Origin of the sequence: Xanthomonas sp. 10-10, from assembly GCF_040182365.1 — a bacterium.
GTDB classification, from domain to species: Bacteria; Pseudomonadota; Gammaproteobacteria; order Xanthomonadales; family Xanthomonadaceae; genus Xanthomonas; species Xanthomonas arboricola_F.
Genome location: NZ_CP144460.1, coordinates 4048700 through 4075188, shown reverse-complemented (window position 1 = coordinate 4075188; position 26489 = coordinate 4048700). Strand labels below are relative to the sequence as shown.

Sequence of the window (26489 nt, the reverse complement as noted above, 5' to 3'; positions counted from 1 at the left end):
CAACCGCCACGGATGAGTGCGGCTCAACTCTGCCTGCCGCGCGCCGCTAACCACACCGATGGATTAGGAATCCCCATGAGCTCGATGCACTCGCCTGACCTGCCGTCGCACACGCGTGCGGCCCTGCTCCCCGACGCGCCGGTCGCCTTGTTGCGGCTCTCGGTCGAGGCGCATGTGGTGGCCTGCAATCGCGCCGGCCTGGACGTGCTGGGCAAGACCGCCAGCGAACTGGAAGGCTTGCCGGCCTCCGTGCTGTGGGGATTGAGCGTCACCGACCTGGTCGGCGACGAAGGGGTGTGGGCCGCACCGGGCGACGACCCGGCCCGGCGCGTGCGTTACATCCGCGACCGCGAGCACGGAGGCTGGATGCTGTCGTTGCCGCACGTCGAAACCGCAATCCTGTTGCGCGAAGCCACACGGCTGGCCGACGGTAGTCGCCCGGTGCCGATCTCGCCGCTGCTGCAGCCTCTGGTGGCACGGCTACAGGCCGAGCACGAAGACCGCACCGTGCTGGAGCGCACTGCGCAGGCGCTGGCCGGCTGCGAGCTGGAACTGCTGCTCCCGCCGGGCCTGGCGGACAACGAGATGGGCCGCCGGCTGCAGGCCGGCTTCGGCAATCTGGCCGAAGCGATCCGCCAGGCGGTCGCGCTGTCGGTGCAGATCGCCGCCGAAGTGCCGCCATTGGTGGCCGAAAACGACGAGATGGTGCGTCAATCGCAGGCGCAGACCGAAGCGCTGGACGGCGCCCGCACGGCGGTGGAGCGCCTTGCTGCGAGCCTGCAGGACGTCAATGCCGAACTGGCACAGGTGATCGCGCTGGCCGCCAGCGCCGATGACAGCGCGCGCCAGGGTGTGGCCGCGGCACACGCCCTGGGCCAGGCCATGCACGAGGTAGAGCGTCGCGCCGCACGTGCCGGCGAGGTCATCGAAGTCATCGACTCGGTGGCGTTTCAGACCAATATCCTGTCGATCAACGCCAGCATCGAAGCGGCGCATGCCGGCGACGCCGGGCGCGGCTTTGCGGTGGTCGCCACCGAGATCCGCCGTCTGGCCGAACGTGCGGCGGCGGCGGCGCGCGATGTGCGCGCGATCCTGGCCGAGACCAGTGCTGCGGTGGGCGAGGGCGCGGCCTCCGCGCGTGGCACCGAGGCAGTGCTCGATGGCATCACCCGCGTGCTTGGGCAGGCCAGTAGCGCGATGACCACGGTAGCCGGGCGCATCCAGGCGCAGGATGGCGAAATTCGCGGGATCGAGCGTGCGGTGGATGGTGTGGTGGCGCTGGGGCGCAGCAACCTGCAGCATGCCGCGCACGTGGCCGAACGCAGCGAGGCGCTGGAGCGCGGCACCGAAACCCTGCGCGACTGCGTGGGCCTGTTCCGCCTCCCGCCCGATCCATTGCAGGTGCCCAGGCACGCGCGCGTCAAGGAACTTGCCGTCGCCACGGCGGGCAAGATCGGCACCGCACTGGCGCAGGCCATCGCGCGCGGGCAGATCGACGAAGCGGCGTTGTTCGCGCGCACCTACACGCCGATTGCCGGGGTGGAGCCGCCCAAGTTCAGTACCGACTTCGACGCGGTCTGCGATCAGGTGCTGCCCCCGCTGCAGGAGCCGCTGCTGGAGGCGCATGCGTGGATCGTGTTCGCCATCTGCGCCAATCCCGACGGCTATGTGCCTACCCACAATCTGCGTTTCACCCAGCCGCTGACCGGCGATGCCAAGCGCGATCTGGTCGGCAACCGCACCAAGCGCAAGTTCACCGACCGCGTCGGCCGCAGCGTGGGCGCGCACACCGACCCTTATCGTTTGCAGGTCTATCGCCGCGATACCGGCCAGATCATGTTCGACCTGTCTGCACCGATCTTCGTCGGCCGCAAGCACTGGGGCGGCCTGCGGGTCGGGTATACGCTGGAGTGACGCCGGCTGGCGTCAGGGCCGCCGATGAAATTGCTGCACGGCCGCCAGGCGGTCGCGGCCGGCGCTCGGCGTGGCATGTGCCACCCGTACGCTCCGGTTCCTCCGCGCCGCCCACACCCAGCTGACGACTGCTCGCTAGGTGTTGTTCGCCGCTCTTACTGCGGTGTGGCCGGCGTCGGGTTGCCCGCCGATGCGGTTGTCGGGTTGCCCAGCTGCTTGGCCAGGAAGTGTTCGAGGGTGCGATAGAAGGCGATCTGGTTGGCGTCCTTGTAGAACCCGTGGCCTTCCTTGGGCACGGCCATCCATTCGGGCGCGTTGCCGCTACGGGTCAGCGCAGCCCGCAGGCTCTTGGCCTGGGCAAATGGCGCACGCTCGTCCTCTTCGCCGTGGACCAACAGCACGGGCGCCTTGATGCGTTGGGCCAGCGAAACCGGCGAGTGCGCGGCAAGCTCGGCGGCGTCGCGGCCGATCACGCGCTCCAGGTAATTGGTGCCGTACGCGCTCTGATTGATATCGCCCCTGGTGTACATCATCTGCAGGTCGTAGATACCGGCTACACCGACCGCGCAGCGGAACAGCTCCGGTGCCTTCACCTGCACCATCATCGCCGCGTACGCACCAAAACTGGCACCGTAGCTGCAGATGCGCGACCGATCGGCCAGGCCCTGGTCGATCGCCCAACGCACGCCATCCACCAGATCGTCCTGGATCCGTTCGCCCCACTGGCGATAACCCGCACGTTCGAAGTCATGGCCGCGTCCCTGCCCGCCGCGGTAGTTGACCTGCAGCACCAGATAGCCGCGGCTGGCGAGAAATTGCGCATCGGTGTCGAACGCCCAACCATCGCCGTCGGTATGCGGGCCGCCATGCGGCAGCAGGATCATCGGCAGTGGCGCACCCTGGGCGGCCGTTGCCGGAACGGTCAGCACGCCGTCCAGCGTCAGCCCGTCGCGGGCCTGGAACCGCACCATGCGCCGCTCGCTCATCCGTGCCGCGGGCAGGGCGCTGCGGGCCTTGATGACCAGCTTGAGCGTATTGGTCGGGCGATTGAAGATGTACCAGGCGCCGGCATCGCGGTCGCTATAGGCCTTCAGCAGCACGGCGTTGCCATCTTCGGTGAAGTTGATGAAATCCACGTACTGACCGGCCAGGGTCTGGCTGAGGCTGCGATGCAACTGCGCCTGTGCGCTGTCGGGCGCGACATAGCGCAGCGCCGGCTGGCCCGGTCCCAGTCGTGCCGCGAACGGCGCAAATGGTGCAGGTCCCCATTGCAGATCGTCCACGTCGTAGAACGGGTCGGATGCCAGCACGCTGCGCTGCTGGCCGTCCGGGTCGCTGGACACCAGTGCCGCCGGACCGCCGGAGACGCTGTGCCAGCCATAGACACGATTGGGCTGTTCGGCAAAGGCGATCGGACGCCAGTTGGCCTGGACCTGCGTCAGCGGTGTCCAGCCGTTGCCGCTGCGGCGGAACAGCAGCGAATTGTCGTTGTCGTCGGTGCCGTATGCGTACTGCGCCACATCGGCGTTGTCGAGCACAAACCTCAGGCGCGGCACGTCGATGTCGGCCATCAGCCGGTGGGCGGTGGTACTCGCATCCACGTCGTACAGCATCGAATGGCGCGAATCCAGCGACAGCCGCCGCATGTAGAAGTGCCCGTTGCGCCGGCTCGGCAGCCCTTCGATGTAGCCGAAGCCGCGCTCCAGCCCGGCATTGCGCGTGCTCTGCTGGTAGCCGTAGACGTAGCGCTGATTGCCGCCGTCCAGATCGGTGGCGATGATCTCGCCCATCGGCACCGGTTCTTCCAACGAGCCGAGCTTGCGACCCTTGCCGATCACCAGGCGCCGATCGCTGACCCAGGCGATGCGGACCGGCAATTCGTAGCGGGGCAGGCGCAGCATGGTGGTGGATTGCATGTCGGCGATGCGGTACACCACCAGCGCGTAGCTGCCGTCCCCAAGATCGGCGCTGACCGCCAGATGCTTGCCATCCGGCGACATCGCGGGCGAGGAAATCGGGCCGGACTCGACAAAGGCTTCTGCCGGGAGTGGCTCAGCCGCTGCACCAGGTCCGGCCGCTCCGATCAACACTGCTGCCATCCACGCACACCGTTGCATCCATTGCATTCGCGTTGTCCATCCCCTGTTTCACGCGACGATAACGAATCGCAGCCATCGGCTGCAAGAGGGCGTAAAAAATGCCGCCGGAATGCGGCGGCAAGGAGAGAGAGCAGGTTTCTGGTTGTTGTGCGGCCACGCTAGCCAGCCGATGTGCCGCGAAAATGTCTGGGCATGTCAGCTGCACGGCTGCGTTCATCGCGCAGCGTCCGTTTGGCGGGTCAGTGCGCCGTGCAGCCAACCGCGCATGCGCCCGCTCGCGGCGATGTGGTTTAATCACCGCCGAAGTGGGGGTACCGCAATGCGCTGCGGTTGAGATAGTCCCTTCGAACCTGATCCGGCTGATACCGGCGTAGGGAAGCTTCGTAAGATGCGATGGCCGGTGCCTGCACCGGTCGTCCTGTTGAGCGCCGCCGCTTCGTCCGCACTGCGACTTCTTCGCAGAGCCAGCGCCATTGGTGCTGGTCACCAGCACACAGGACGAACGCCATGAATGCCGCGCCTACCGTTTTGCAGCAACAAGCCCAGTCGTTATCCGAGGCTGTGACCCAGCCGATTCCCGGTTCCCGCAAGATCTTCGTACCCGGCTCACGCGCCGACCTGCAGGTGCCGATGCGCGAGATCGTGTTGACGCGCACGCCGACGTTGTTCGGCGGCGAAGACAATGCGCCGCTCAGCGTCTACGACACCTCCGGGCCCTACACCGACCCGAAGGCGGCAATCGATCTCGCTGCCGGCCTTGCGCCGTTGCGTGCCGACTGGATCGCCGAACGTGGCGATACGGTGGCGCTGGAGACCTTGAGTTCGCACTTCGGGCGCGGCCGCGAACACGATGCGCGCCTGGACGCCGTGCGTTTTCCTGCACGGCGCCTGCCGCGGGTGGCGCGCGCCGGCGCCAATGTCACCCAGATGCATTACGCACGTCGCGGCATCGTCACGCCGGAAATGGAGTTCGTGGCGATTCGCGAAAACCAGCGTCTGGAGGCGGTGAGCGACGCGATGCTGCGCAAGCAGCATCCAGGTGAATCGTTTGGTGCGTCGATCCAGCAGCGCATCACGCCGGACTTCGTGCGCGAGGAGATCGCGCGCGGTCGCGCGATCCTGCCCAACAACATCAATCATCCGGAAAGCGAACCGATGATCATCGGTCGCAATTTCCTGACCAAGATCAACGCCAACATCGGCAATAGCGCGGTGTCGTCGGGCATTGCCGAAGAAGTGGAAAAACTGGTTTGGTCGATCCGCTGGGGCGGCGACACGGTGATGGACCTGTCCACCGGCAAGCACATCCACGAAACGCGCGAGTGGATCATCCGCAACTCGCCGGTGCCGATCGGCACGGTGCCGATCTACCAGGCACTGGAGAAAGTCGACGGGCGCGCCGAAGAACTCACCTGGGAGATCTTTCGCGACACCTTGATCGAGCAGGCCGAGCAGGGCGTGGACTATTTCACCATCCACGCCGGCGTGCTGCTGCGTTACGTGCCACTGACTGCAAAGCGCGTCACCGGCATCGTCTCGCGCGGCGGTTCGATCCTGGCCAAGTGGTGCCTGGCGCACCACAAGGAAAATTTTCTCTATACCCACTTCGAAGACATCTGCCAGATCATGAAGGCCTACGATGTGGCGTTTTCGCTGGGCGATGGCTTGCGCCCAGGCTGCATTGCCGATGCCAACGATGCTGCGCAGTTCGGCGAGCTGGAAACGCTGGGCGAGTTGACCAAGCTTGCCTGGAAGCACGATGTGCAGACCATGGTCGAAGGGCCGGGGCATGTGCCGATGCAGCTGATCAAGGAGAACATGGACAAGCAGCTGCGCGAATGCGGCGAGGCGCCGTTCTATACCCTGGGGCCGCTCACCACCGATATCGCGCCCGGCTACGACCACATCACCAGCGCGATCGGTGCGGCGATGATCGGCTGGTTCGGCACCGCGATGCTCTGCTATGTCACCCCGAAGGAGCATCTTGGATTGCCCAACCGACAGGACGTACGCGACGGCATCATGGCCTACAAGATCGCCGCGCATGCGGCCGACCTGGCCAAGGGGCATCCGGGTGCGCAGGTGCGCGACAACGCCTTGAGCAAGGCGCGCTTCGAGTTCCGTTGGGACGACCAGTTCCATCTCGGGCTGGATCCGGAAAAGGCCAGGGAGTTCCATGACGAGACCTTGCCCAAGGACGCGCACAAGCTGGCGCATTTCTGTTCGATGTGCGGGCCGCACTTCTGTTCGATGAAGATCACCCAGGACGTGCGCGACTACGCGGCCGAACACGGCATGGGCGAAGCGCATGCCGTGGCGGCTGGCATGGAAGAAAAGGCGTCGCAGTTTCTGGCGCAGGGGGCGCAGATTTATCGCGCCTCATAGCGCCACAAGCCCGCTTAAGGTTGCCCGGAACACGTGGCCCGCTTATCGAAAATTCAGCTTCGGCTGTACAGATCGCATCGCTGCGCGCAAGTGCCGCGATGCGATCGTGCTGCAAGCGGTTACAGCGGATAAGGGTTTGCAGCGTTCTAGCTGAATCGCAGATAAAAAAATCGCGCCAGAAGGCGCGAAGGAAACATCGTAATTATTTGAATTCGTCGGCGAGAGAGAGAGAGCCTGACGTCGCCGCCTGTTATAGGAAGCAACGGGGCATAGAGTAAAATTTGCACCAAATGGATGCATGACACAGTTGGTCGTGGTCCTTTGCTGAATTTGGCGTTTCGCATTCAGTGCGAGGCGTTCTTGTAGTCCTTGCATGCCGACGCGTGTCTTTGCCGATGAGTGTTCCTTCTGCTACTGCAATGCCAACTGGCCGGCTGCGTGTCGGGCAGTGTGTGGTCGACGTTGCCTCGCGCGAAGTGCACGCACCGGGCGCAAGGCGCGCGTTGCGCTTGCCTCCCAAGTCGTTGGCGGTGCTGCTGACCCTGGCGCGACAGCCGGGGCAGGTGGTGACGCGCGAGCAGTTGCTCGCCGAGGTATGGCCGGACACCTTGCCCAGCAACGATGTGGTGACCCAGGCAGTGACGCAGCTGCGCAAGGCGTTTGCCAGCAGCGGCAGCCAGCGGTCCGAGTACATCGAGACGATCGCCAAGACCGGGTATCGCCTGATGGCGCCGGTGGGGTGGGAGGCGCGCACCGATGCCGCGGCGACGCTGTCGCAGACGCCGTCCTCGCTGGAGCCGCCTGGCGTGCAGCAGTCCGCGCAGGAAGCACCGCTGGCGACAGATGAGCTCAGCGCTGCGGCTGAGACCGATGACTTCCTGCCACACCAGGCGGCAACGCCATCGCCTGCTGCGGCAGTGACGCCGCACCGGCGTCGCTGGATGGCTCTGGCCTTCGCGGGCCTGGCGCTGGTGGTGGTGCTCGGCCTGGCGGCACGCACGCTGTGGCTGCGAGCACCGGCAACCGATGTCGCAACGTCCACCGCTGTTCCGGGCAGCCCCAAGCGGCCGTACCAGGTCATCACTGCGGGCGGCGGATTCGATCTCACGCCCAGCCTGTCGCCCGACGGCAGCATGGTGGCCTACGCCTCGCTGACCAGCGATCGACCAGGGACCTCGATCCTGGTCAAGACGACCGACAACGCATATCCGCGCGTGCTGGAAACGCCTGCACCAGGCGTCTCCGACCGACTGCCCGCCTGGTCGCCGGATGGACGCGAAATTGCGTTCTCCCGGCAAGCGCCGGATGGCAGCTGCAGGATCATGATCGCCGCTGCGGCAGGTCAGTCCGCAGCGCGTGAGGTGGTGCGTTGCGATGGCGCGGACATGCTCAGTTTCAGCTGGTCTCCCGACGGCCGTGCGTTGTTGTTCGGTAGCATGACCGGTGCGCAAGGCGCGCCGCGAATCCGGCGCCTGGACCTCGAAACCGGGCACTGGCAGGTATTGACCTACAGCGCGCAACCGACCGACTTCGACTACGCACCGCGCTATTCCCCAGACGGACAATGGATCGTGTTCCTGCGCAATCCGCAGTTGGGCGATCTCTGGCGGATATCCGCCCAAGGCGGCAGTGCGGAACGATTGACGCATGACAACGCCGATATCCGAGGCTGGAGCTGGCTGCCGGACAGCAGCGGCCTGATCTTCGGGCGCCGCGTGGATAGCGAAGCGCGGCTGTATCGCCTCGATCTGGTCGATCGCAGCCTGCACGATCTGGGTCTGGACGACGCCCAGGCGCCGGACGTGGCACGCGGGCATCTGGTGTTCGTGCAGCGCAAGCCGCAATTCGGCGTGTATCAGGTCATCCACGATCCCATGAACGGTGGTTACATCCGGCGTCGACTGTTTCCTTCCAGTGGGCGCGACGACCAGCCGATGATCGCGCCCGACGGGCGTCAGCTCATCTTCGCGTCCAATCGTTCCGGTGCGTACGGATTGTGGTGGGGCGATGTCGGCAAACCTGGCTCGATGCGGTTGATCGAAGGGATTCGCCCGGACGCGCGACAGGCTGCCGACTGGTCGGCCGACTCGCGGCAGGTGCTGGTCAGCGGCAGCGATGCCGATGGGCACGCTGCATTGTTCGAAGTGACGCCAGGCACCGGCAAGGCGGTGCGTCTGCCGGTGCCGCAGGTGCGGCCCTTGCAGGCCATCCATCTTCCCGATCCCAATCGCGTGCTGGTCGTTGCTGCGGCCGACGATGGACATAGCTTTGCCACGCTGTACGACCGCAGCGCCAGTCCTTGGCGTGCGCTGGCTACGCTGCAGGATGTTTCGCAAGTGCGCCTGGACCGCGTCAGCGGGAAAGTGCTGTTTACGCATCTGAGCGGGGCAGGGCTATGGCAGATTGCGCCGACCCTGGCCGCCGACACCGTACAACCGGTCGACGCGCAGCAACCATCGCGCTGGCGTTATCGCAGTTGGGCGCCGGGAGCCCAGGGTCAGGTGCATTACCTGTCGTCCACTGACAGTTGCGCGACACACGACAGCACCCTTGGCGGCGGCCGGGCGCAGTGCCTGGATGCGGCCAAGTTCACCACCATCAACGGTTTCAGCCTGGATCAGCGCAGCGACGCGATGTATCTGGCGCTGGCCGAAGAAGATGGCAGCGCAATCGCCTACATGCCGCTGCCGGAGCATTCATCGATGCCGGTCGGATTCATTTCCAACGTGTTGATGATGTTGAGAAAAGTGGCTTCGTAACTCCTTCGGAAAGGTTTCGTGGCAATTTCGGCAGACTTTCGTCGAAACCTCCTGACTCACGCCAGATTCGGCAAAACACTACGCCCTCTTTTGTACAGGGGGCTGCCAACATGCAACAGGTCATCACTGCCGATCGCGGGCTCGCACTGTGCCTGGACGGTGCCAGCGATTCGACATCGACCACCTGTCTGGCGGTCTCGCGTCTGGGCAGCATTCGCACCACCGCTGCGACATTCACCTTATGGGTGCAGTTGCGTGGCCGTGCCTGGGTGGAGTCCAAGGAGGGCCGCTTCCGGCTGCGTGCCGGCGACTGGATCGCCTTCGACAAGGATTCGCATCCCACCGTGCAGGCGGATCGCAGCGCGTTGTGTGTTGGCGTCAGCCTGGATGGCGGGAGCCTGCAGTCGTTGGCCGAGTTGACCGACGCCACGCTGTACCCGGGACGTAGCCAATTGTCGCGCAGCGACCTGCGTATTGCGCTGCGGCTGTGGCGCCGTGCGGCGTTGCAGAGCGGCAGCGCGTCGGCGCGCCCGCTGTTGCTGCATCTGGCCGCGATGCAGCGCGACTTCGTCGAGCAGGAGCAGCGCTGTCCAGGTCGCTCGCGCAGCCGCCGGCGTCAGGTATTCGGCCGCATGCAGCGTGCCCGGCTCTATCTGGAAGGCAACAGCGACCGTGTGGTGCGCATCAGCGAACTGGCACAGCTGACCAACTTCTCCAGCTGGTATGTGTCCAAGACATTCCAGAGTCTGTACGACGAAAGCCCGCAGGCGCTGTCGGCACGCTTGCGCCTGGAGCGGGCCTCGGATCTGCTGCGCGATACCTCCATGATGATCGGTGAGGTTGCGGCCGCCAGCGGATTCGACAACTGCTGCAGCTTCGCACGCGCATTTCGTGCGCGTTTCGGCGTCTCCGCATCGCGTTATCGCGACCAGACGACCAATCCGCCAGATTCGGCAAAGCCACGGAACGTGACGCGCAAAGCGATGGCGTTCACGCAAACGTAATTTGCATGGGGGCGCTTAACGCGCCACTAACGAACCCTGGAGAGATTGATGAACCTTCGCACCTCCGCAGTGCGGCTGGGCCTGTTGCCCGCCGGTATTGCGATCGCGTTGACGCCGGCTTTCGCCGCCAATGCACAAGAGCAGTCCGCCCCGTCGACCACGACGCTGGACCGCATCGAAATCACCGGCTCGCGCATCCGCTCGGTCGACGTCGAAACCGCACAGCCGGTGTTCACCGTCTCGCAGCAGGACATCCAGAAGTCCGGCCTGGTCAGCGTTGGCGACATCCTCCAGAACCTGTCGATCGCCGGTACGCAGACCTACAGCAAGGCTGCCGTGCTGACCTCCGATCCGGAACAGGGCGGCCAGTACGTCAACCTGTACAACCTCAATGAGAACCGTACCCTGGTGTTGGTGAACGGCAAGCGTTGGACCAGCAGCCTGAACGGCCTGACCGACATGTCCACCATCCCGAGCTCGCTGATCGAGCGCATCGAAGTCCTGAAGGACGGTGCCTCGGCGATCTACGGCTCCGACGCCGTGGCCGGTGTGGTCAACATCATCCTGCGCCAGAACTACGACGGCGCAGAAGCCTCGGCGTACTTCGGCCAGAACGGTCGTGGCGACGGTTCCAAGGAGCAGTACTCCTTTACCGCCGGCACCACCACCGACCGGGCCTCGCTGGTGTTTGGCGTCAACTACACCAACGAAGATCCGGTGTGGGCCAAGGATCGCACGCTGACCCGTTACTCGGCCGGCCCGAACCACATCGAAGATGGTCTGAGTGCAACCGGCCCGTGGGGCCGCTTCACCGCAAACGACCAGACCTACATCCTCAACCACACCGGTTCGTTCGACGGCCGTGGCGTGGGTGCGGATTCGCGCAACATCGCCAACTACCACAACGACATCACCACCGACGACTACTTCAATTCCGTCGACCAGATGATGTTGCAGCAGTCCAGCCGCAACAAGTCGATCTTCACCACCGGCAGCTACAACCTGACCGACAGCCTGACCTTCAAGTCGACCGCGATGTACTCCGAGCGCGACTCGAATCGTCAGATCGCCGGCTACCCGCTGCAGGCCTCGTCGCAGCCGCAGTTCCCGGTGGCCATCAGTGGCAGCAGCTACTACAACCCGATCGGCCAGGACATCGACAGCTGGTTCCGTCGTACGGTTGAACTGCCGCGCACCACCGAAAGCAACGTCAAGACCCTGCACTTCGATGCGGCGCTGGAAGGCGTGTTCGACGTTGGCAGCCACGGCTGGAACTGGGACGTGGGCTTCAACTACAACAAGTACGATGTGACCCAGGTTTCGCGCGGCAACATCAACCTGCTGGCGTTGCAGAAGGCACTGGGTCCGTCGTTCCTCAATGCACAGGGTCAGGTGCAGTGCGGTACCGCAGCGGCTCCGATCGCGTTGGGTACCAGCAATGCGCTGGGCCAGTGCACCCCGTTCAACATCCTGGGTGGCCCGTCGGCCTCCACGCCGAACGCGCTGCAGTACATCAACGCGCTGGGTCAATCCACGCAGCAGAGCCTGAGCAAGCAGTGGACCGCCAACATCACCGGTGGCCTGTTCGATCTGCCGGCCGGTGAGCTGGGCTTCGCCGCAGGCGTCGAGCACCGCGAAATCAGCGGCTACGACTACCCCGATCAGCTGTCCAGCGCCGGTTACACCACCGACCTGGCTGCACAGGCCACCGAAGGTCGCTACCAGACCAACGAAGCCTACCTGGAGCTGTTGATTCCGGTGCTGAAGGATCTGCCGGGCGCCAAGGAATTGTCGTTCGACGTGGCCGCGCGTTACAGCAACTACAGCCGCTTCGGCGACACCACCAACAGCAAGTTCAGCTTCACCTGGAAGCCGATCGACGACCTGCTGGTGCGCGGCACCTACGGCACCGGTTTCCGTGCGCCGACGCTGTCGGATACCTTCGGTGGCGGCTCGCAGACGTTCGATACCTTCACCGATCCGTGCGATGCGACCTTCGGTTCGCTGGGCAACGCAGGCGTGGCGGCACGTTGCGCCGGTGAAGGCCTGCCGGCGGGTTTCCGTCAGACCGACAGCGCCGGCAATCCGGTCACGCGTCGTGACGTGCAGGGCAACGCGCCGTTCAATTCGGGCGTGGGCAATGCAGAGCTGGAGCCGGAGTACAGCATCACCCGCACCGTGGGCATGGTGTACAGCCCGCATTGGGTGCAGGGCCTGGACTTCTCGCTGGACTGGTACCGCATTTCGATCTCCAACATCATCACCGCGCTGACGGCCAATGATGTGTTGAACAACTGCTACCTCAACAATCTGGCCAGCTACTGCGCCGACTACAGTCGCGACGCGGTCACCGGCCAGGTCACCACGCTGAGCCGCGGCAACGTCAACCTGGGTCGTCTGGAAACCGAAGGCTACAACTTCGGTGTGCGTTACCGCATGCCGGAAACCGCGTACGGCAAGTTCGCTGTCAACCTGGACACCAACTACCTGGCGACCTACAAGTCGCAGGCAGAAGCTGGCGCCGAGTGGGCAAACTCTGCCGGCTACTGGAACTTCCCGCGCGTGCGTGCCACCTTGGGCCTGGACTGGTCGCTGGGTTCGCTGTCGGCCAACTGGAACCTGCGCTACTACGGCGGTTTCCGTGATTACTGCTGGGATGCAGCGGCAGGCATCGAGTGCAACAACCCGAACTACCAGACCCCGAATCCGGGCTGGGGCGGCGGTACCGGCTCCAACAAGAAGGGCTCGATCTCCTATCAGGACGTCTCCGTCACCTGGCAGGCTCCGTGGGATGGCAGCGTGACCGTTGGTGCCCGCAACATCTGGAACAAGCAGCCGCCGGTGACCTACTCGATCACCAACAGCAGCACTGCGGCAATCGATCCGATGCTGGACTACGACCGCTTCCTGTTCGTGCAGTACAACCAGCGCTTCTGATCATCGAAGCGTCGTGAAAGAAGAAGCGGGCCGAAAGGCCCGCTTTTTTTATGCCTGTCGTCGACTGCGTTCAATGCGCGGTGTGTGCATGTCGCCAAAGTTGGCCGTGTAGCGCCGGAAAGCTGGCGCGCTCCACAACGACCTGCACGCACTGGAGCCGGAGCCTAGCTGCAGGCGCATGCCACAAAAACGACTCCTTACACGCGTGTGTGGTCTACGACTGCCCAGCTACGGGGTCTTGAGTCCGATCGCCGTAACCTTGGTCTGGCTCGGATCGCAGATGTCTCCAGGTCCGGATCGTCCGCTGCGGATAACCCGTTGCGCGTTGCAGGTCGCCAATAACGCCTATCACGCATCCCACGCGCGTCATGACGCGGCTACAAAGGGCCAAAGAAAAAGGCGCGAGTCCATCGCGCCTTTTTTGCTACCGCAATCGTTGCCCCTGACGGCCGCCGCTCAAGCCTCGGCAAGGCCGAGCAAGGTGTCGGCCTGCTCGCGCCAGGTCGGCAGGCGGGAGATCACGCCGACCTTGGACAGGTACTCTTCGTCCACGGTTTCGCCGCTGGCCAGTGCCGTGGCGACATGCACCGCGCCGGTCACCCAGAAGCTGCGCAGGCTGGAGCGCTGCGGATGGCGATGGAACGCCACCGCCTCGATGATCGGCATCGGCAGGCCCCACAGACCAAGCAGATACGCGCCGGCTTCGGTGTGGCCCAGCCGCTCGTCGCCGCCTTCGGCAGGCGGCTCGCGCTCGTCGCGTACGCCCGGCAACAGCAGCCCGATATCGGCCAGCAAGGCGGCGGTGGAGCCGAGTTCGGCGCTGGTGGGCGGCAACACTTTCGCCGCCAGCCGCGACGACAGCAGGGCGCGGCGCTGCATCGCGCTACGCTCGGCCGGGGTCAGGGTCTGCACCGAGAAGACTTCGCTGGCCAGTACCAGGTCGCGCAGCGTCGCCACGCCCAGGCGGGTTACCGCCGTGCGCAGGTCGGTGATGCTGCGTCCGCCGGAAAAGAACGCCGAATTGCACAGCTGCAGCACCTTGGCCGCGATCGCCGGGTCGCCGGCGATGAGCTTGGCGATGTCGGCCGCATCGGCGCCATCGTCTTCTTCCAGGGCGTGCATCAGGCTCAGATACAGATGCGGTGGCGAGGGCAGTTTTTCGATGCGTCCGATGGCCGCGCGCAGGCGTGGATTGCTGAGCAGGTCGCGCAGTTCTTCCAGGCTGGTGACGGCTTCGAGCAATACTTCCGGCGCCAGCGGCATCGGCAGGAAACGGTGCGCCACGCCGATGATGCGGGCCGGCGGCGTGCGCTGGCCGTCCTGGGCATCGATCAGCGCGATGCGAATGGTGTCCGGGCGCAGCGTGCGGATCTGCCCCAGCAACGTGGCGGCAGTCAGGTCCGGCAACACCGGGGCAACGATGACCGCGTCGAAGGGCGACAGCGCGGCAGCTTCGATCGCCGAATTTCCATCGGCCACCTGCTGCGCCTGCCACTGGTCGCCGAGATCGGCGACGTACTCGACAAGGTCGGACGGAAGACTGGCTTCGTCCCCAACAAACAGAATACGCAAGACACTTCCCCAGAAGTCACCGACGGCGGGCGCCGGCCAAACGCAGCTCGGCAATGTACCCAATCTACCGACGGCGGTCACCGGGATCACGGCAAAAGCGTGATCCCGGTCGCTCCGCACCTGCGAAGCAGTGTTACGGCCAACGGCTCAGGGCGCGTCGGAATTATAGCGTTCCACCGACTCGACCAGAATGCGCTTGGCCTCGGCCGCGCCGCCCCAGCCGTCGAGCTTGACCCACTTGCCCTTCTCCAGGTCCTTGTAATGCTCGAAGAAGTGACCGATGCGCTCCATCCAGTGGCTGGACACCTGGTTGATATCCTCGATGTGCGCGTAGCCGGAGAAGATCTTCTCGATCGGCACCGCCAGGATCTTTTCGTCGCTGCCTGCCTCGTCGCTCATGCGCAGCACGCCGACCGGACGGCAGCGCACCACCGAGCCCGGGACCAGCGGCAGCGGCAGGACCACCAGCACGTCGGCCGGGTCGCCATCGCCGCACAGGGTGTTGGGCACGTAGCCGTAGTTGCAGGGGTAACGCATCGGGGTCGACAGGATGCGGTCGACGAAGATCGCACCGCTGGCCTTGTCCACTTCGTACTTGACCGGCTCGGAATCCTTGGGGATTTCGATGACGACGTTGATTTCTTCCGGCAGATTCTTGCCAGAGGTGACCAGTTCAAGGCCCATGCGGGTAGCTCCGAGGCGTCAGCAGTGTGTGGAGCGCGATTCTACGCGTTCGGCTGTTGCGCTGCAGCGACACTGAATGGGCAATCTTCTGAGGGCCGGATGCGGCATAGCCTGCATTCATAACGGGCGGCCGGCTGATCGTGGTGGGCAGGGACGCGGCGCACGCTGCAGACTCATCCACTGCTCGGGAAAGGTCATGTCCAGACTCGCACGCTTGCTCGTCGTACTGCTGCTCTCCCTCACCACCCAGGCGGCCGCTGCCGCAACGCCACCGCCGACCTACGTGGACGCGGTCGACTGGCCGGCCAATGCCGAGGGCTGGGAGGCCTTCATCGATCTGGAGCAGCGGCTGGACCGCGATTTCGACAACATCTGCGGCGATACATTCTGCGGAGGCGAATTCAGCGATTACCAGCCGCTGCGCTTTCGCTGCTCGGTCCACCGCGTCACCGGCGTAGTGCGCAGCTGCATCTGGACCTTCGGTGCCAGCGAGGTGAGCGTGGATCCCCGCAGCGGTTACCTGCGCTCGGACAGCCGCGTCTGGCGCTGCACCGCACCGCTGAAAGCCGGTACCCGCCTGGACGAGATGTACCGCGTACTGGCAGTGACCAACCCTTTGTTCGAACCGCTGCCGGGCGGCGCGCCGCCGATCTACGACGGCTTGATCGGCTGTCTTTGAGTGATGCCGGGCCGGGGCAGTTGCCTGCCCCGTCGTCACCGTTGTGCGCCTTGGCAGCGTCGCGGGAGCGCCCGATCGCCGGTGATGCCGGTCGCTGAGAAGGCACTGGCGGTCGCCTCGCCCGACGCCTTAGGCAGTCCCGCCTCCAGTACCTGCGGCCGCACGGCCGCAGGTGCCAGATCCATGCGGCCATGCCTGGCTACAACAGCGGTACCAGCAGCAGCGCCACGATGTTGATGATCTTGATCAACGGATTGATCGCCGGCCCGGCGGTGTCCTTGTACGGGTCGCCTACGGTGTCGCCGGTGATTGCCGCCTTGTGCGCTTCGCTGCCCTTGCCGCCGAAGTGCCCGTCTTCGATGTACTTCTTGGCGTTGTCCCAGGCCCCGCCACCGGTGGTCATCGAAATGGCCAGGAACAGTCCGGTGACAATGGTGCCGATCAGCAAGCCGCCCAGGGCGCGTGGCCCCAGCAGCAGCCCGACCACGATCGGGACCACGACCGGCAACAAGGAGGGCACGATCATTTCGCGAATCGCCGAGCGGGTCAGCATGTCCACCGCGCGGTCGTATTGCGGCTTGGCGGTACCGGCCATGATGCCGGGGATCTCGTGGAACTGACGGCGGACCTCTTCGACCACCGCGCCGGCCGCGCGGCCCACCGCCTCCATCGCCATTGCGCCGAACAGGTAAGGGATCAGGCCGCCGATCAATAGACCGATGATCACCGTGTGGTCGGACAGATCGAAGGCGAAGACCTCGGTGGGATGGGCCGCCTGCAGGTTGTGGGTGTAGTCGGCGAACAGCACCAATGCCGCCAGTGCGGCCGAGCCGATCGCGTAGCCTTTGGTGACCGCCTTGGTGGTGTTGCCGACCGCATCCAGCGGGTCGGTGATCGCGCGGACTTCCGGTGGCAGTTCGGCCATCTCGGCGATGCCACCGGCGTTGTCGGTGATCGGGCCATAGGCGTCCAGCGCCACGATCATGCCGGCCATCGACAGCATTGCCGTGGCAGCGATCGCGATGCCGTACAGGCCGCCGAAATGGAACGCGCCCCAGATCGCTGCACAGACCGCAATCACCGGCAGCGCCGTGGACTTCATCGAGATGCCCAGGCCGGCAATGATGTTGGTGCCGTGTCCGGTCGTGCTGGCAGAGGCAACATGCTGCACCGGCGCGTATCGGGTGCCGGTGTAGTACTCGGTGATCCACACGATCAGGCCGGTGAGCACCAGGCCGATCAAGGCGCAGGCATAAAGCGAGGCGGCGCCATGGCTGTTGTCGCGCATCAGGCTCTGGGTAATCGGCCAATAGGCCAGCGCAGCCAGCACGCCGGAAACGATCACGCCCTTGTAGAGCGCCCCCATGATCGAGCCGCCTGCTTTGACCTTGACGAAAGCCGCGCCCACGATCGAGGCGATGATCGACACGCCGCCCAACACCAGCGGATACAGCACGGCATGCGGCCCGGTCTCGGCCAGGGTCAGGCTGCCGAGCAGCATCGTGGCGATCACGGTCACCGCATAGGTCTCGAACAGATCCGCTGCCATGCCGGCGCAGTCGCCCACGTTGTCGCCTACATTGTCGGCAATCACTGCAGGATTGCGCGGGTCGTCTTCGGGAATGCCGGCCTCTACCTTGCCGACCAGGTCTGCCCCTACATCCGCCCCCTTGGTGAAAATGCCGCCACCCAGGCGCGCGAAGATCGAGATCAGCGAGGAGCCGAACGCCAGGCCGACCAGTGCGTGCAGGTTCTGCTCCAGCGGCAGCCCCAAGGCCTGCAGCACTGCGTAGTAGCCGGCCACCCCCAGCAACCCCAGGCCCACCACCAGCATGCCGGTGATCGCGCCACCGCGGAACGCGACATCCATCGCGCGGCCGATGCCGTGCCGTGCGGCCTCCGCGGTGCGCACATTGGCGCGCACCGAGACGTTCATGCCGATATAGCCAGCCAGGCCCGACAGGACCGCGCCGAGCGCGAAGCCGATCGCCGTGTACCAGCTCAGGAATAGTCCGACCAAGACGAACAGCACGCCGCCAGCGATCGAAATCGTGAGGTACTGCCGATTGAGATATGCGCGCGCCCCTTCCTGGATCGCCGCTGCGATCTCCTGCATGCGTGCGTTGCCGCTCGGTTGCGCGACCACCCAGCGCGCCGAGACGATCCCGTACAAAATTGCCAATACCGCGCAGCCCAACGCAAGCCCTAACCCGTAGTGTTCCAGCATGACCCCTCCCAAGAGAATGGATGTCCATCCGGTCGGGATGAACCAAGGGCGGCGCACGCAACGAGTGGGGTGCGAATACGGTCTCGACGGCCCAAGGGCCGTAATGCGCGTCGCGATGTTCATGATGGCCGGATCGCGGCCGAGTATGCGCCGCGGCTTGCAGGGGTGCCACCACCGCGGCTTTGGCGCGTCGTTCAGTCGCGACATGACAGCCTGCGGCCAACGTGATCGAGCCGATCCAGGAGTAACTTATGTCGAACGATGCCGCGTCCAGGTACGCCGCTGTGCTGGCCATGCTGCTCACCGGCAGCGCGTGCGCTGCAGAGCCAACGCCAGAGTTGAAGGCCCGCCCGGCTGGTACCGCGCAAGCCGTTGGTGCGGTGCACACCTTGCGGCAGATTCCAGAAGCCTGTGCACGCCTGGAAGGTGTGTTCACCGGCAATGCTGCACAGCCCTATACGTTTTCGGTAGTGCGCAGCAGCCCCACCTGTCAGCCGCGCGCGCGCGTTGTGGACTACGCCAAGGCGGCGCCCAGTGTCGCGTCGGGCTGGATCTTCAACGACGTGATCCGCGTCCCAAGCGCAGCCTGCCCAAGTCAACAGGCGGTCGTGCGCGTGTGGCGCAAGCCGGTGGATGCCAAGCCGCAGCTCGACGGGCAAGGCCAGTCACGCATCTACCTGGAAGATGCCAAGCAACAGGCCGCTGCCGGCAAGATCCCGCAGGTGCCAATGTTCGCCGCGCAGCAGACGATGGAAGGCAAGGCCTGCCAGTGACACATGCGGCATCGATGCCGGGACGCTACGGCTGTATGAGGGGTACGGACCTTCGCATGGCATGACGCCCGCCAGCGGCATGCCATGCAGTTGACGTATCGATAGAGCGCGCTCGCCGGTGTTGCTACCGATGCCGGCGGCCTTGTTTGCGCATCCGCGTTAGACACAGCGATCCAAGAATCGCTCGAATTTTGAGCAAGAATCGCCCCAAATTCGTGGAAGGGGCGGTCGCGCCGGCGTGCACATGCGCATGGTGCCTGTGCTACGCATTTGGAGCGATCCCGGGCGCTGCCAAGCAGCTGTGCGTGGCCCGGTTTCCTGCGGCAGTAATCGGCTTTGCCATGCGCCATGCGTACACTCCCGATCCGGCACGCCAGTCACCTGCATCCGATGCATGCCGACGACGATTTGTCGCTGCGCTCAGTGCTGTACCCAGTCGCGTAGCAGCTGCGCTGATTTTTTTGAGAACGTCTATGAAGGTATTGCGTTATTCCCCGGGCCTGCTCGCCTTCTTCGCACTGTGGCACCCGGTGCCGGTGCGCGCAGCGGCGAGCATGGTGGTCGACGATGCCGGCGTCACGCCACGTGGGCAATGCCAGCTGGAAGCCTGGTGGCGTGCAACGCCGGGTGGTGCATCGGCCACGGCGGTACCTGCCTGCAATGTCCTGGGCACGGAATTTTCCGTAGGAATCACCGATGTCCGGCATGGATCTGCTGCGCTCGATATCGGAGCCAAGCACATGCTGCGTGATCCAGAGCAGCATGTCTGGGGGCTGGCAGTCGCGGTCGGGCTGCAGCGCGACTGGCAGGACCCGCAGCAACGCGCGAGTTATCTCACCGTTCCGCTGACGTGGTCGTTTGGCGCCGATGGGGCCACGCGGATGCACGTCAATCTTGGTCTGGTCGCACTGCATGCCGGGTCCGATGCCACCACTGCAGGGGCCGGTCTGGAGCAGGTACTCACACCCAAATGGACAGTATTGGCCGAAGCATCCGGAGACGATCGCAACGGGTGGGGTGCACAAATTGGCATGCGCCGGCCGATGGGCAGGGCGTCCAGCGTCGACCTGATGGTCGGGCGTGATCACGTAGCGGCACCACGCGGATGGATCACATTGGGGGTCAATCTGGCAATGTCGCCGTGATCTTTCTTGCCTCAGCGCAAGGCGGCAGCGCTTGGCTTCCATGTGTACGCGCTCTGCCGGCTCATTGAAGCCAGGTCCTGTCGTGTTTCGAACGCGGTGGTCTGCACTCCGAACCATGCCGCGCATTGCGACAGCGAAAGGCATGTGCGCACGTGTCAGTCAGCGACCTCCTGCACGGCAATCAGGAGATTCCCTATATAAAGTGGCTCCAACGGCAACCGCCTCCTGGCGGCGGCGGTTGCCTGCTTCATGGAGCACTGCCGTTGGAGATTCCGCAGACTGCCCAGGGTCGGCCGGCATGAGCGTCCTCACACAGATGCGCTAGCGAGGGCGCGCGGCAGAGTCGCTCAGCCTTCCCACACCGGCAATTTCTTCGCCACCGCCACATTCTTCAAGGTCACATACTTGGGCAGGCCGTCGTTGCCGTAGGCCAGCGGAGCTTCGCCCTTGATCAACGGGGCGAAGTAGCGGCGGGCGCGCTCGGTGATGCCAAGGCCGTCCTTGCGCAGGAAGCTGGGCGGCATCTTCTTTTCGTGATTGGCCACCTTGTGCAGCGGGGCCGGCACGATCTTCCAGCGATAGGGAGCGTCGCTGACGCGTTCGATCACCGGGATCACCGCGTTCATGCCCTTCAGGGCGTATTGCACGGCGGCCTTGCCGACGGCCTGGGCCTGTTCCCAGTCGGTCTTGGAGGCGAGGTGGCGTGCGGAGCGTTGCAGGTAATCGGGTAGCGTCCAGTGCACCTTGTAGCCGAGCTCCTGCTTGACCTGCGCAGCCAGGAAGGAGGCCACGCCGCCGAGTTGCGCGTGGCCGAACGAGTCGGTCGCCCCGCCGGCATCGGCGACGAAACGGCCATGTGCGTCATGGATGCCTTCGCTGGCGACCACCACGCACCAACCCACCTTCTCCACCACTTGCTTGACCTTGGCCAGGAACGCGGCCTGATCGAAGGCGCGCTCGGGCAGCAGGATGATCTGCGGTGCCTCGTCCGGACCCTGGCCGGCCAGGCCGGCGGCGGCGGCCAGCCAGCCGGCGTGACGGCCCATCGCTTCGTAGATGAAGACCTTGGTGGAGGTATCGGCCATCGCGGCGACATCCAGCGCAGCCTCGCGCACGGACACCGCGGTGTACTTGGCCGCCGAACCGAAGCCGGGGCAGGTGTCGGTCACCGCCAGATCGTTGTCGATGGTCTTGGGCACGCCGATACAGTGCAGCGGGTAGCCGTAGGCCTTGGCCAGCTGCGATACCTTCCATGCGGTGTCGGCCGAATCGTTGCCGCCGTTGTAGAGGAACCAGCGCACGTCGTGCGCGCGCAACACGTCGAGCAGGCGTTCGTACTTGGCGCTGTCCTGTTCCAGCGACTTGAGCTTGTAGCGGCACGAGCCGAACGCACCGCCGGGTGTCTGCGCCAGGGCGGCGATCGCCGCAGAGGATTCCTTGGAGGTGTCGATCAGCTCCTCGCGCAGCGCGCCCAGGATGCCGTTGCGGGCAGCCAGGACCTTGATCTTGCGCGCGCGCGCTTCGGTGATGACGCCGGCGGCGGTCGCGTTGATGACGGCGGTGACGCCGCCTGATTGGGCATACAACAAGTTGCCAGTGGACATAGGGGGACGGGCTCCTCACATGGAAACATGGCGCAGGGGACAGTGCCGGGACATTCCCCGGATGGGGTAAGCTGCACGACCATACGGTCAGCGCCGGCGAAGGCTTGAGTCTAACGCCGCCAACCGCAACGCGTTTTTATTCGAAAGTGGAGTCCACTGATGCGATTGGTTCTGTTGGGACCGCCCGGTTCGGGCAAGGGCACCCAGGCGACACGTCTCAAAGACACGTTTGAAATCCCGCACATTTCCACCGGCGACCTGCTGCGTGCCGAAGTGGCCGCCGGTTCGCCGCTCGGCCTGAAGGCCAAGGAAGTCATGGCGCGGGGCGACCTGGTGTCCGACGACATCCTGCTCGGCATGCTGGAGGCGCGGCTCGGTCAGGCCGATGTCGCCAAGGGGTTCATCCTCGATGGCTATCCGCGCAATGTGGCCCAGGCCAATGCGCTGGACAGCCTGCTCAGCAAGATCGGTCAGCCACTGGATGCAGTGGTGCAGCTGGACGTCGCCAGCGAATTGCTGGTCGAGCGCATCGCCGGGCGTGCCAAGGCCGAAGGCCGCGAGGACGACAACCCGGAATCGGTGCGCAAGCGTCTGCAGGTCTATACCGATTCCACCGCGCCGGTGATCGGCTTCTACGAGCAGCGCGGCAAGTTGGCGCGCGTCGATGGCGTTGGGTCGCTGGACGAGGTGCTGGAGCGTATCAGCAAGGCGCTCGGCCGCTGAGTCACCCGGGCCGGGCGCAATGCCCGGTCCTGTTCACCGCGCGCCCGTTGGCCGCGTCGTCTGCAGATCCAGATCCCAGCAAAGAAAAACCCCGGCCATACGAGATGACCGGGGCAGAATAACGCCAGTAGTGAGCTTGCTCAGAGCCCCGACAGCATGAGCTCCCTGGGGATTTGGTCTCTTGGGGAGTAGAACCAAAGGGTGCTGCGACTGGCGTTCAGCATAGTGAGGGATGTGACGCAGTTCGCATATCGGGAAATTCCCGACAGTACGGTAGGAGTTTCCCGACAGCTGCACCCGGTGCCGATCGGAATGTCCTGCAACTGCAGTGATCGGCGACAATATGCGGCATGAGCAAACTCCACATCCTCGGCATCGCCGGGACTTTCATGGGCGGTGTGGCCGCCCTGGCGCGCGAACTGGGCTGGCAGGTAGAAGGCAGCGACCAGGCCATCTATCCGCCGATGTCCACCCAGCTGGAAACGCTCGGCATCGCGCTGGCCCAGGGCTACGCGCCGTCCAATATCTCGGCAGACGCCACCGAGGTGGTCATCGGCAATGCCTTGTCGCGCGGCAACCCGGCAGTGGAAGCGGTACTCGATGCTGGCCGCCGTTATACCTCCGGTGCCCAATGGCTGGCCGAGCAGGTGCTGCCGGGCCGCGACACCCTGGCGGTTGCCGGCACCCATGGCAAGACCACCACCACCACCATCCTGAGCTATCTGCTCGAGGCGGCCGGCCGCGCGCCGGGATTTTTGATCGGCGGCGTGGCCGAGGACTTCGACGTGTCGGCGCGGCTGGGGCAGGGGCGCGAGTTCGTGGTGGAAGCCGACGAATACGACACCGCATTCTTCGACAAGCGCAGCAAGTTCGTGCACTACCGGCCGCTGGTGGCGATCCTCAATAACCTGGAGTACGACCACGCGGATATTTTTCCTGACGTGGGCGCCATCCAGCGCCAATTCCATCATCTGGTCCGTACCGTGCCGGCGCGTGGGCGCCTGATCGTCAATGGCGAAGACGCGCGGCTTGCCGAGGTCTTGGCCATGGGCTGCTGGACGCCGGTGGAGCGCTTCGGCTTCGATGCGGCGCTGGAGTGGAGCGCGCGCCTGATTGCAGCCGATGGCAGCGTGTTTGCGGTGTCCCATCGCGGCGTGGAGATCGGCCAGGTGCAGTGGCCGCTGGTCGGGCGGCACAACGTGCTCAACGGACTGGCCGCGCTGGCGGCGGTGCATGCGGTGGGGGTGGACCCGGCAACGGTGATGCCGGCGCTGGCGCACTTTCACAGCGTCAAACGCCGCCTGGAAGTGTTGGGGCAGGCGCGCGATATTACCGTCTACGACGACTTCGCCCATCACCCCACCGCCATTGCGACCACGTTGCAGGGGCTGCGTGCGAAGGTGGGTGCGGCGCGCGTGCTGGTGGCGATGGAGCCGCGCAGCAACTCGATGCGGTTGGGTGCGCATGCGCAGGCGCTGGCGCCGTCGCTGCACGATGCCGATGCGGTGGTGTTTCTGCATCGCCCCGAATTGCCATGGGATGCGGCGCCGATCATCGCGCAGGTGCGCGGGCAGGCGCACGTGGCGCATGACGTGGAGGCGCTACTGCAGACGCTGGGCGACATCGCGCAGCCGGGCGACCATGTGGTGTTCATGTCCAATGGCGGGTTCGACGGCGCGCCGCGTCGTTTCCTGGCGCAGCTGTCGTGATGGCATCGCCCCCCGCCATGGCCGACACCAGCGCCTTGCCGCTGTTTCCGTTGCACAGCGTGTTGTTGCCCGGCGCGGCGATGGGGCTGCGCGTGTTCGAGCGCCGCTATCTGGATCTGGTGCGCGAGTGCGGACGCAGCGGCACCAGCTTCGGTGTGTGCCTGATCCTGGATGGCAACGAGGTTGGCGTGCCGGCAACGCCGGCGGCGTTCGGCACCGAGGTGCGCATCGAGGATTTCGATGTGGGCGCCGATGGCGTGCTGGTGCTGCGCTTGCGCGGCACGCGTCGCTTTCATGTGCAGCGCTCGCGCATCCGCGACAACGGGCTGGTAGTGGGCGAGGTGAGCTGGTGCGAGCCCGACACCGACGACGAATTACGGCCCGAGCACAGTTTGTTGGCAACCGTGCTCGAGCGCATGCTCGAACAGGTGGGCGGCGAATTCGCATCGGTCGGTCCAGGGCTGCTGGATCAGTCCGCGTGGGTGGGCTGGCGGCTGGCCGAATTGCTGCCGCTGACCGAACAGCAACGCCTGTCGCTGTTGCAACAGGACGACCCGCATCGGCGCCTGGATCAGTTGCTGGCCTGGATGCCCTGAGCGAAGCCAACACCGTATCGCGAGCGATGGCCGGGCAGTTGCGCATGCGGTGCGAAGGCGTCGGACCTGGAAGGGCGATGTAGGTCGATTCCGGGTATCGTCCACGACCGACTGATGATCGCGCAGCGTGTTTCGCTGCGGCGAGGGAAGGCGTTCGGCCGCCCCGTCACCGTGCTTGCACCGCCGCAACGGCACACTCGCCACGCTTGAGTGCGCTATCGATGGCATCCATGCGCTGGGTGCGCGCCATGGCGAAACTCGTTTCAGTGAGGGAGTGAGCCTTTGATCATCGATGTCAAACCGCGTGTGGCGGATGTAGTCAGTCAGGTCTGGCGGACCCTGGCGGTGTTGTTTGTCTGGGACGTGTTGATCACGATCATCTATTACGTGCTGCCGTTCCGCGCGCCGGCATTGCCGTTGACCATCTTCGGTTCGGCACTGGCGTTGTTCCTGGGCTTCCGCGCCAATTCCACCTATCAGCGCTGGTGGGAAGGGCGGGTGCTGTGGGGGCAGATGATCAATGCATCGCGCAACCTGGTGCGTTTGAGCGTCAGCATCCTGTCTGCGCCGGAAGCTGCAGCGTTGGGGCGCACGATCGCGCTGCGTCAGGTCGCCTACGTCAACGCATTGCGTTGCCAGTTGCGGCGGCTGCCGGTGGCGATGGCACTGGAGCCGCGGCTGGAGGCCGACGAAGTAGCAGCGGTGATCACCCGCACGAACGTGGCCAATGGCTTGCTCGACACGACAGGCCGCGCAGTGGAACAGGCGCGTCGCGCTGGCTGGATCGATAGCATCCAGCAGGCCAGCGTCGAGCGCATCCTGGTGGATATCGCCAACGCGCAAGGCGGCATGGAGCGGCTGAAAAACACGCCGTTGCCGTATCAGTACCGCTTCTATCCGAACCTGTTTACGCGGCTGTTCTGCGTGCTGTTGCCGATCGGCCTGGTGGAAACGCTGCAGTACGCCACCCCGGTGGGATCGACGGTGGCCGGCTTGATGTTCCTGGCGGTGCTGAAGATCGGCGATGAGCTGGTCGACCCGTTCGCCAACACTATCCATGACCTGCCGCTGGACACCATGTGCCGCACGGTGGAGATCGATGCGCTTCAGGCCATCGGTGAGCAAGCGCCGGAGCCGATGCAGCCGGTGGATGGCGTGTTGTGGTGAGGCATCGCGTGTTGGGCCAATGCGGGCTTTGTAGTGCCGAACGGCACTGATTTGCAATCTCCCGTTCGCCTTGAGAGGCGATTGAACGGTGCGAAGAGTTGTAGAGCGACCAACCTGCGAGTTTTCTGCAGGGCAAGGGCCGGTCGAGATGGTCGGTGGGCATGGTGCAAGCAATGCTTCTACTTCGCTAGCTCACATGTAATTCTGCAACCCGCATCAGCAGGCCAATGCAACTCGCGAGACGGCCAGCGATTTACGCAGCTACCGACCAACGTCCTGGGGCGGTGTCCTTGCCGATTGCGGGACCGTGTGGCGGCATGGATTCCGCCACCGAGCCTCCATGGACGGACTCACGGCGTGTCCCGCGAGCGGTAAGGGCGCCGCGCCCTCGACTCACCAGGGCTTCTGACCTAAACATTCGGCCGCATCCAAACGACGCGAACGCGTTGCCGCCATCGCTACAGCGTTCAAGGGTTTTGCCAGCAGCTCTGATCTACAGTGCTGCGCCCGTG

18 protein-coding genes, 1 other RNA gene and 1 riboswitch are annotated in these 26489 nt (G+C 64.9%); of the genes, 13 read left to right on the top strand and 6 right to left on the bottom strand.

Going from position 1 to position 26489, the window contains the following annotated elements:
• Positions 1–75: 75 nt before the first annotated feature.
• Positions 76–1914, top strand: coding sequence for a methyl-accepting chemotaxis protein (locus VZ068_RS17060; protein WP_349655956.1), 1839 nt, complete (start codon positions 76–78; stop codon positions 1912–1914).
• A 75-nt stretch (positions 1915–1989) separates the two neighbouring features.
• Positions 1990–2065, top strand: a non-coding RNA gene (locus VZ068_RS17055) — sX9 sRNA.
• Positions 2066–2069: 4 nt separating this feature from the next.
• Here the strand turns inward: VZ068_RS17055 and VZ068_RS17050 are convergent.
• Complete coding sequence (locus tag VZ068_RS17050) at positions 2070–4040, bottom strand: prolyl oligopeptidase family serine peptidase (protein ID WP_349655955.1); 1971 nt, start codon at positions 4038–4040, stop codon at positions 2070–2072.
• Positions 3967–4230 carry a hypothetical protein gene (locus VZ068_RS17045; RefSeq protein WP_259156359.1) on the bottom strand — a complete coding sequence of 88 codons (264 nt, stop codon included), beginning with the start codon at positions 4228–4230 and terminating at the stop codon, positions 3967–3969. Before VZ068_RS17045 ends, VZ068_RS17050 begins: the two co-directional genes overlap by 74 nt.
• Positions 4231–4310: 80 nt before the next feature.
• Positions 4311–4408, top strand: a riboswitch (TPP riboswitch).
• A gap of 112 nt (positions 4409–4520) precedes the next feature.
• Here VZ068_RS17045 and thiC point away from each other — a divergent pair.
• The 4 genes from thiC to VZ068_RS17025 all read left to right on the top strand — a co-directional run bounded on the left by thiC (position 4521) and on the right by VZ068_RS17025 (position 13098).
• Positions 4521–6398 carry a phosphomethylpyrimidine synthase ThiC gene (gene thiC, locus VZ068_RS17040; RefSeq protein WP_349655954.1) on the top strand — a complete coding sequence of 626 codons (1878 nt, stop codon included), beginning with the start codon at positions 4521–4523 and terminating at the stop codon, positions 6396–6398.
• A gap of 419 nt (positions 6399–6817) precedes the next feature.
• Positions 6818–9157 carry a winged helix-turn-helix domain-containing protein gene (locus VZ068_RS17035; RefSeq protein WP_349657743.1) on the top strand — a complete coding sequence of 780 codons (2340 nt, stop codon included), beginning with the start codon at positions 6818–6820 and terminating at the stop codon, positions 9155–9157.
• A gap of 110 nt (positions 9158–9267) precedes the next feature.
• Positions 9268–10161, top strand: a complete 894-nt coding sequence (locus VZ068_RS17030; RefSeq protein WP_349655953.1) for a helix-turn-helix transcriptional regulator — start codon at positions 9268–9270, stop codon at positions 10159–10161.
• A 48-nt stretch (positions 10162–10209) separates the two neighbouring features.
• A complete protein-coding gene (locus VZ068_RS17025; protein WP_259162819.1) occupies positions 10210–13098 on the top strand; it encodes a TonB-dependent receptor in 2889 nt (962 codons plus the stop codon).
• Between the two features lie 456 nt (positions 13099–13554).
• Here VZ068_RS17025 and VZ068_RS17020 read toward each other — a convergent pair whose 3' ends face one another.
• Both VZ068_RS17020 and ppa read right to left on the bottom strand, forming a co-directional pair.
• A complete protein-coding gene (locus VZ068_RS17020; protein WP_104612398.1) occupies positions 13555–14670 on the bottom strand; it encodes an HDOD domain-containing protein in 1116 nt (371 codons plus the stop codon).
• Between the two features lie 147 nt (positions 14671–14817).
• Positions 14818–15354, bottom strand: a complete 537-nt coding sequence (gene ppa, locus VZ068_RS17015; RefSeq protein WP_005990841.1) for an inorganic diphosphatase — start codon at positions 15352–15354, stop codon at positions 14818–14820.
• A 196-nt stretch (positions 15355–15550) separates the two neighbouring features.
• Here ppa and VZ068_RS17010 point away from each other — a divergent pair, with 196 nt between their 5' ends.
• On the top strand, positions 15551–16033 hold the full coding sequence (locus VZ068_RS17010; RefSeq protein WP_259162810.1) for a hypothetical protein: 483 nt from the start codon (positions 15551–15553) through the stop codon (positions 16031–16033).
• 199 nt (positions 16034–16232) lie between these two features.
• On the opposite strand, the gene VZ068_RS17005 is transcribed toward VZ068_RS17010, so the two are convergent.
• Positions 16233–18260 carry a sodium-translocating pyrophosphatase gene (locus VZ068_RS17005; protein WP_349655952.1) on the bottom strand — a complete coding sequence of 676 codons (2028 nt, stop codon included), beginning with the start codon at positions 18258–18260 and terminating at the stop codon, positions 16233–16235.
• A gap of 251 nt (positions 18261–18511) precedes the next feature.
• On the opposite strand from VZ068_RS17005, the gene VZ068_RS17000 reads away from it, so the two are divergent.
• Positions 18512–19033, top strand: a complete 522-nt coding sequence (locus tag VZ068_RS17000; RefSeq protein WP_259162803.1) for a hypothetical protein — start codon at positions 18512–18514, stop codon at positions 19031–19033.
• Positions 19034–19338: 305 nt separating this feature from the next.
• Positions 19339–20178, top strand: a complete 840-nt coding sequence (locus tag VZ068_RS16995; RefSeq protein WP_349655951.1) for a hypothetical protein — start codon at positions 19339–19341, stop codon at positions 20176–20178.
• Positions 20179–20525: 347 nt separating this feature from the next.
• Here the strand turns inward: VZ068_RS16995 and VZ068_RS16990 are convergent, their stop codons facing one another.
• Positions 20526–21782, bottom strand: a complete 1257-nt coding sequence (locus VZ068_RS16990; protein ID WP_349655950.1) for a 6-phosphofructokinase — start codon at positions 21780–21782, stop codon at positions 20526–20528.
• Positions 21783–21941: 159 nt separating this feature from the next.
• On the opposite strand from VZ068_RS16990, the gene VZ068_RS16985 reads away from it, so the two are divergent.
• From VZ068_RS16985 to VZ068_RS16970, 4 genes are all read left to right on the top strand, one after another.
• Complete coding sequence (locus VZ068_RS16985; RefSeq protein WP_259156337.1) at positions 21942–22505, top strand: adenylate kinase; 564 nt, start codon at positions 21942–21944, stop codon at positions 22503–22505.
• A gap of 341 nt (positions 22506–22846) precedes the next feature.
• Positions 22847–24214 carry a UDP-N-acetylmuramate:L-alanyl-gamma-D-glutamyl-meso-diaminopimelate ligase gene (gene mpl, locus VZ068_RS16980; RefSeq protein WP_349657742.1) on the top strand — a complete coding sequence of 456 codons (1368 nt, stop codon included), beginning with the start codon at positions 22847–22849 and terminating at the stop codon, positions 24212–24214.
• Positions 24214–24810 (top strand): LON peptidase substrate-binding domain-containing protein, encoded by a 597-nt coding sequence (locus VZ068_RS16975; RefSeq protein WP_349655949.1) that lies wholly within the window; start codon positions 24214–24216, stop codon positions 24808–24810. Before mpl ends, VZ068_RS16975 begins: the two co-directional genes overlap by 1 nt.
• Positions 24811–25092: 282 nt before the next feature.
• On the top strand, positions 25093–25977 hold the full coding sequence (locus VZ068_RS16970; protein ID WP_259156335.1) for a bestrophin family ion channel: 885 nt from the start codon (positions 25093–25095) through the stop codon (positions 25975–25977).
• The last annotated feature ends 512 nt before the right edge of the window (positions 25978–26489 follow it).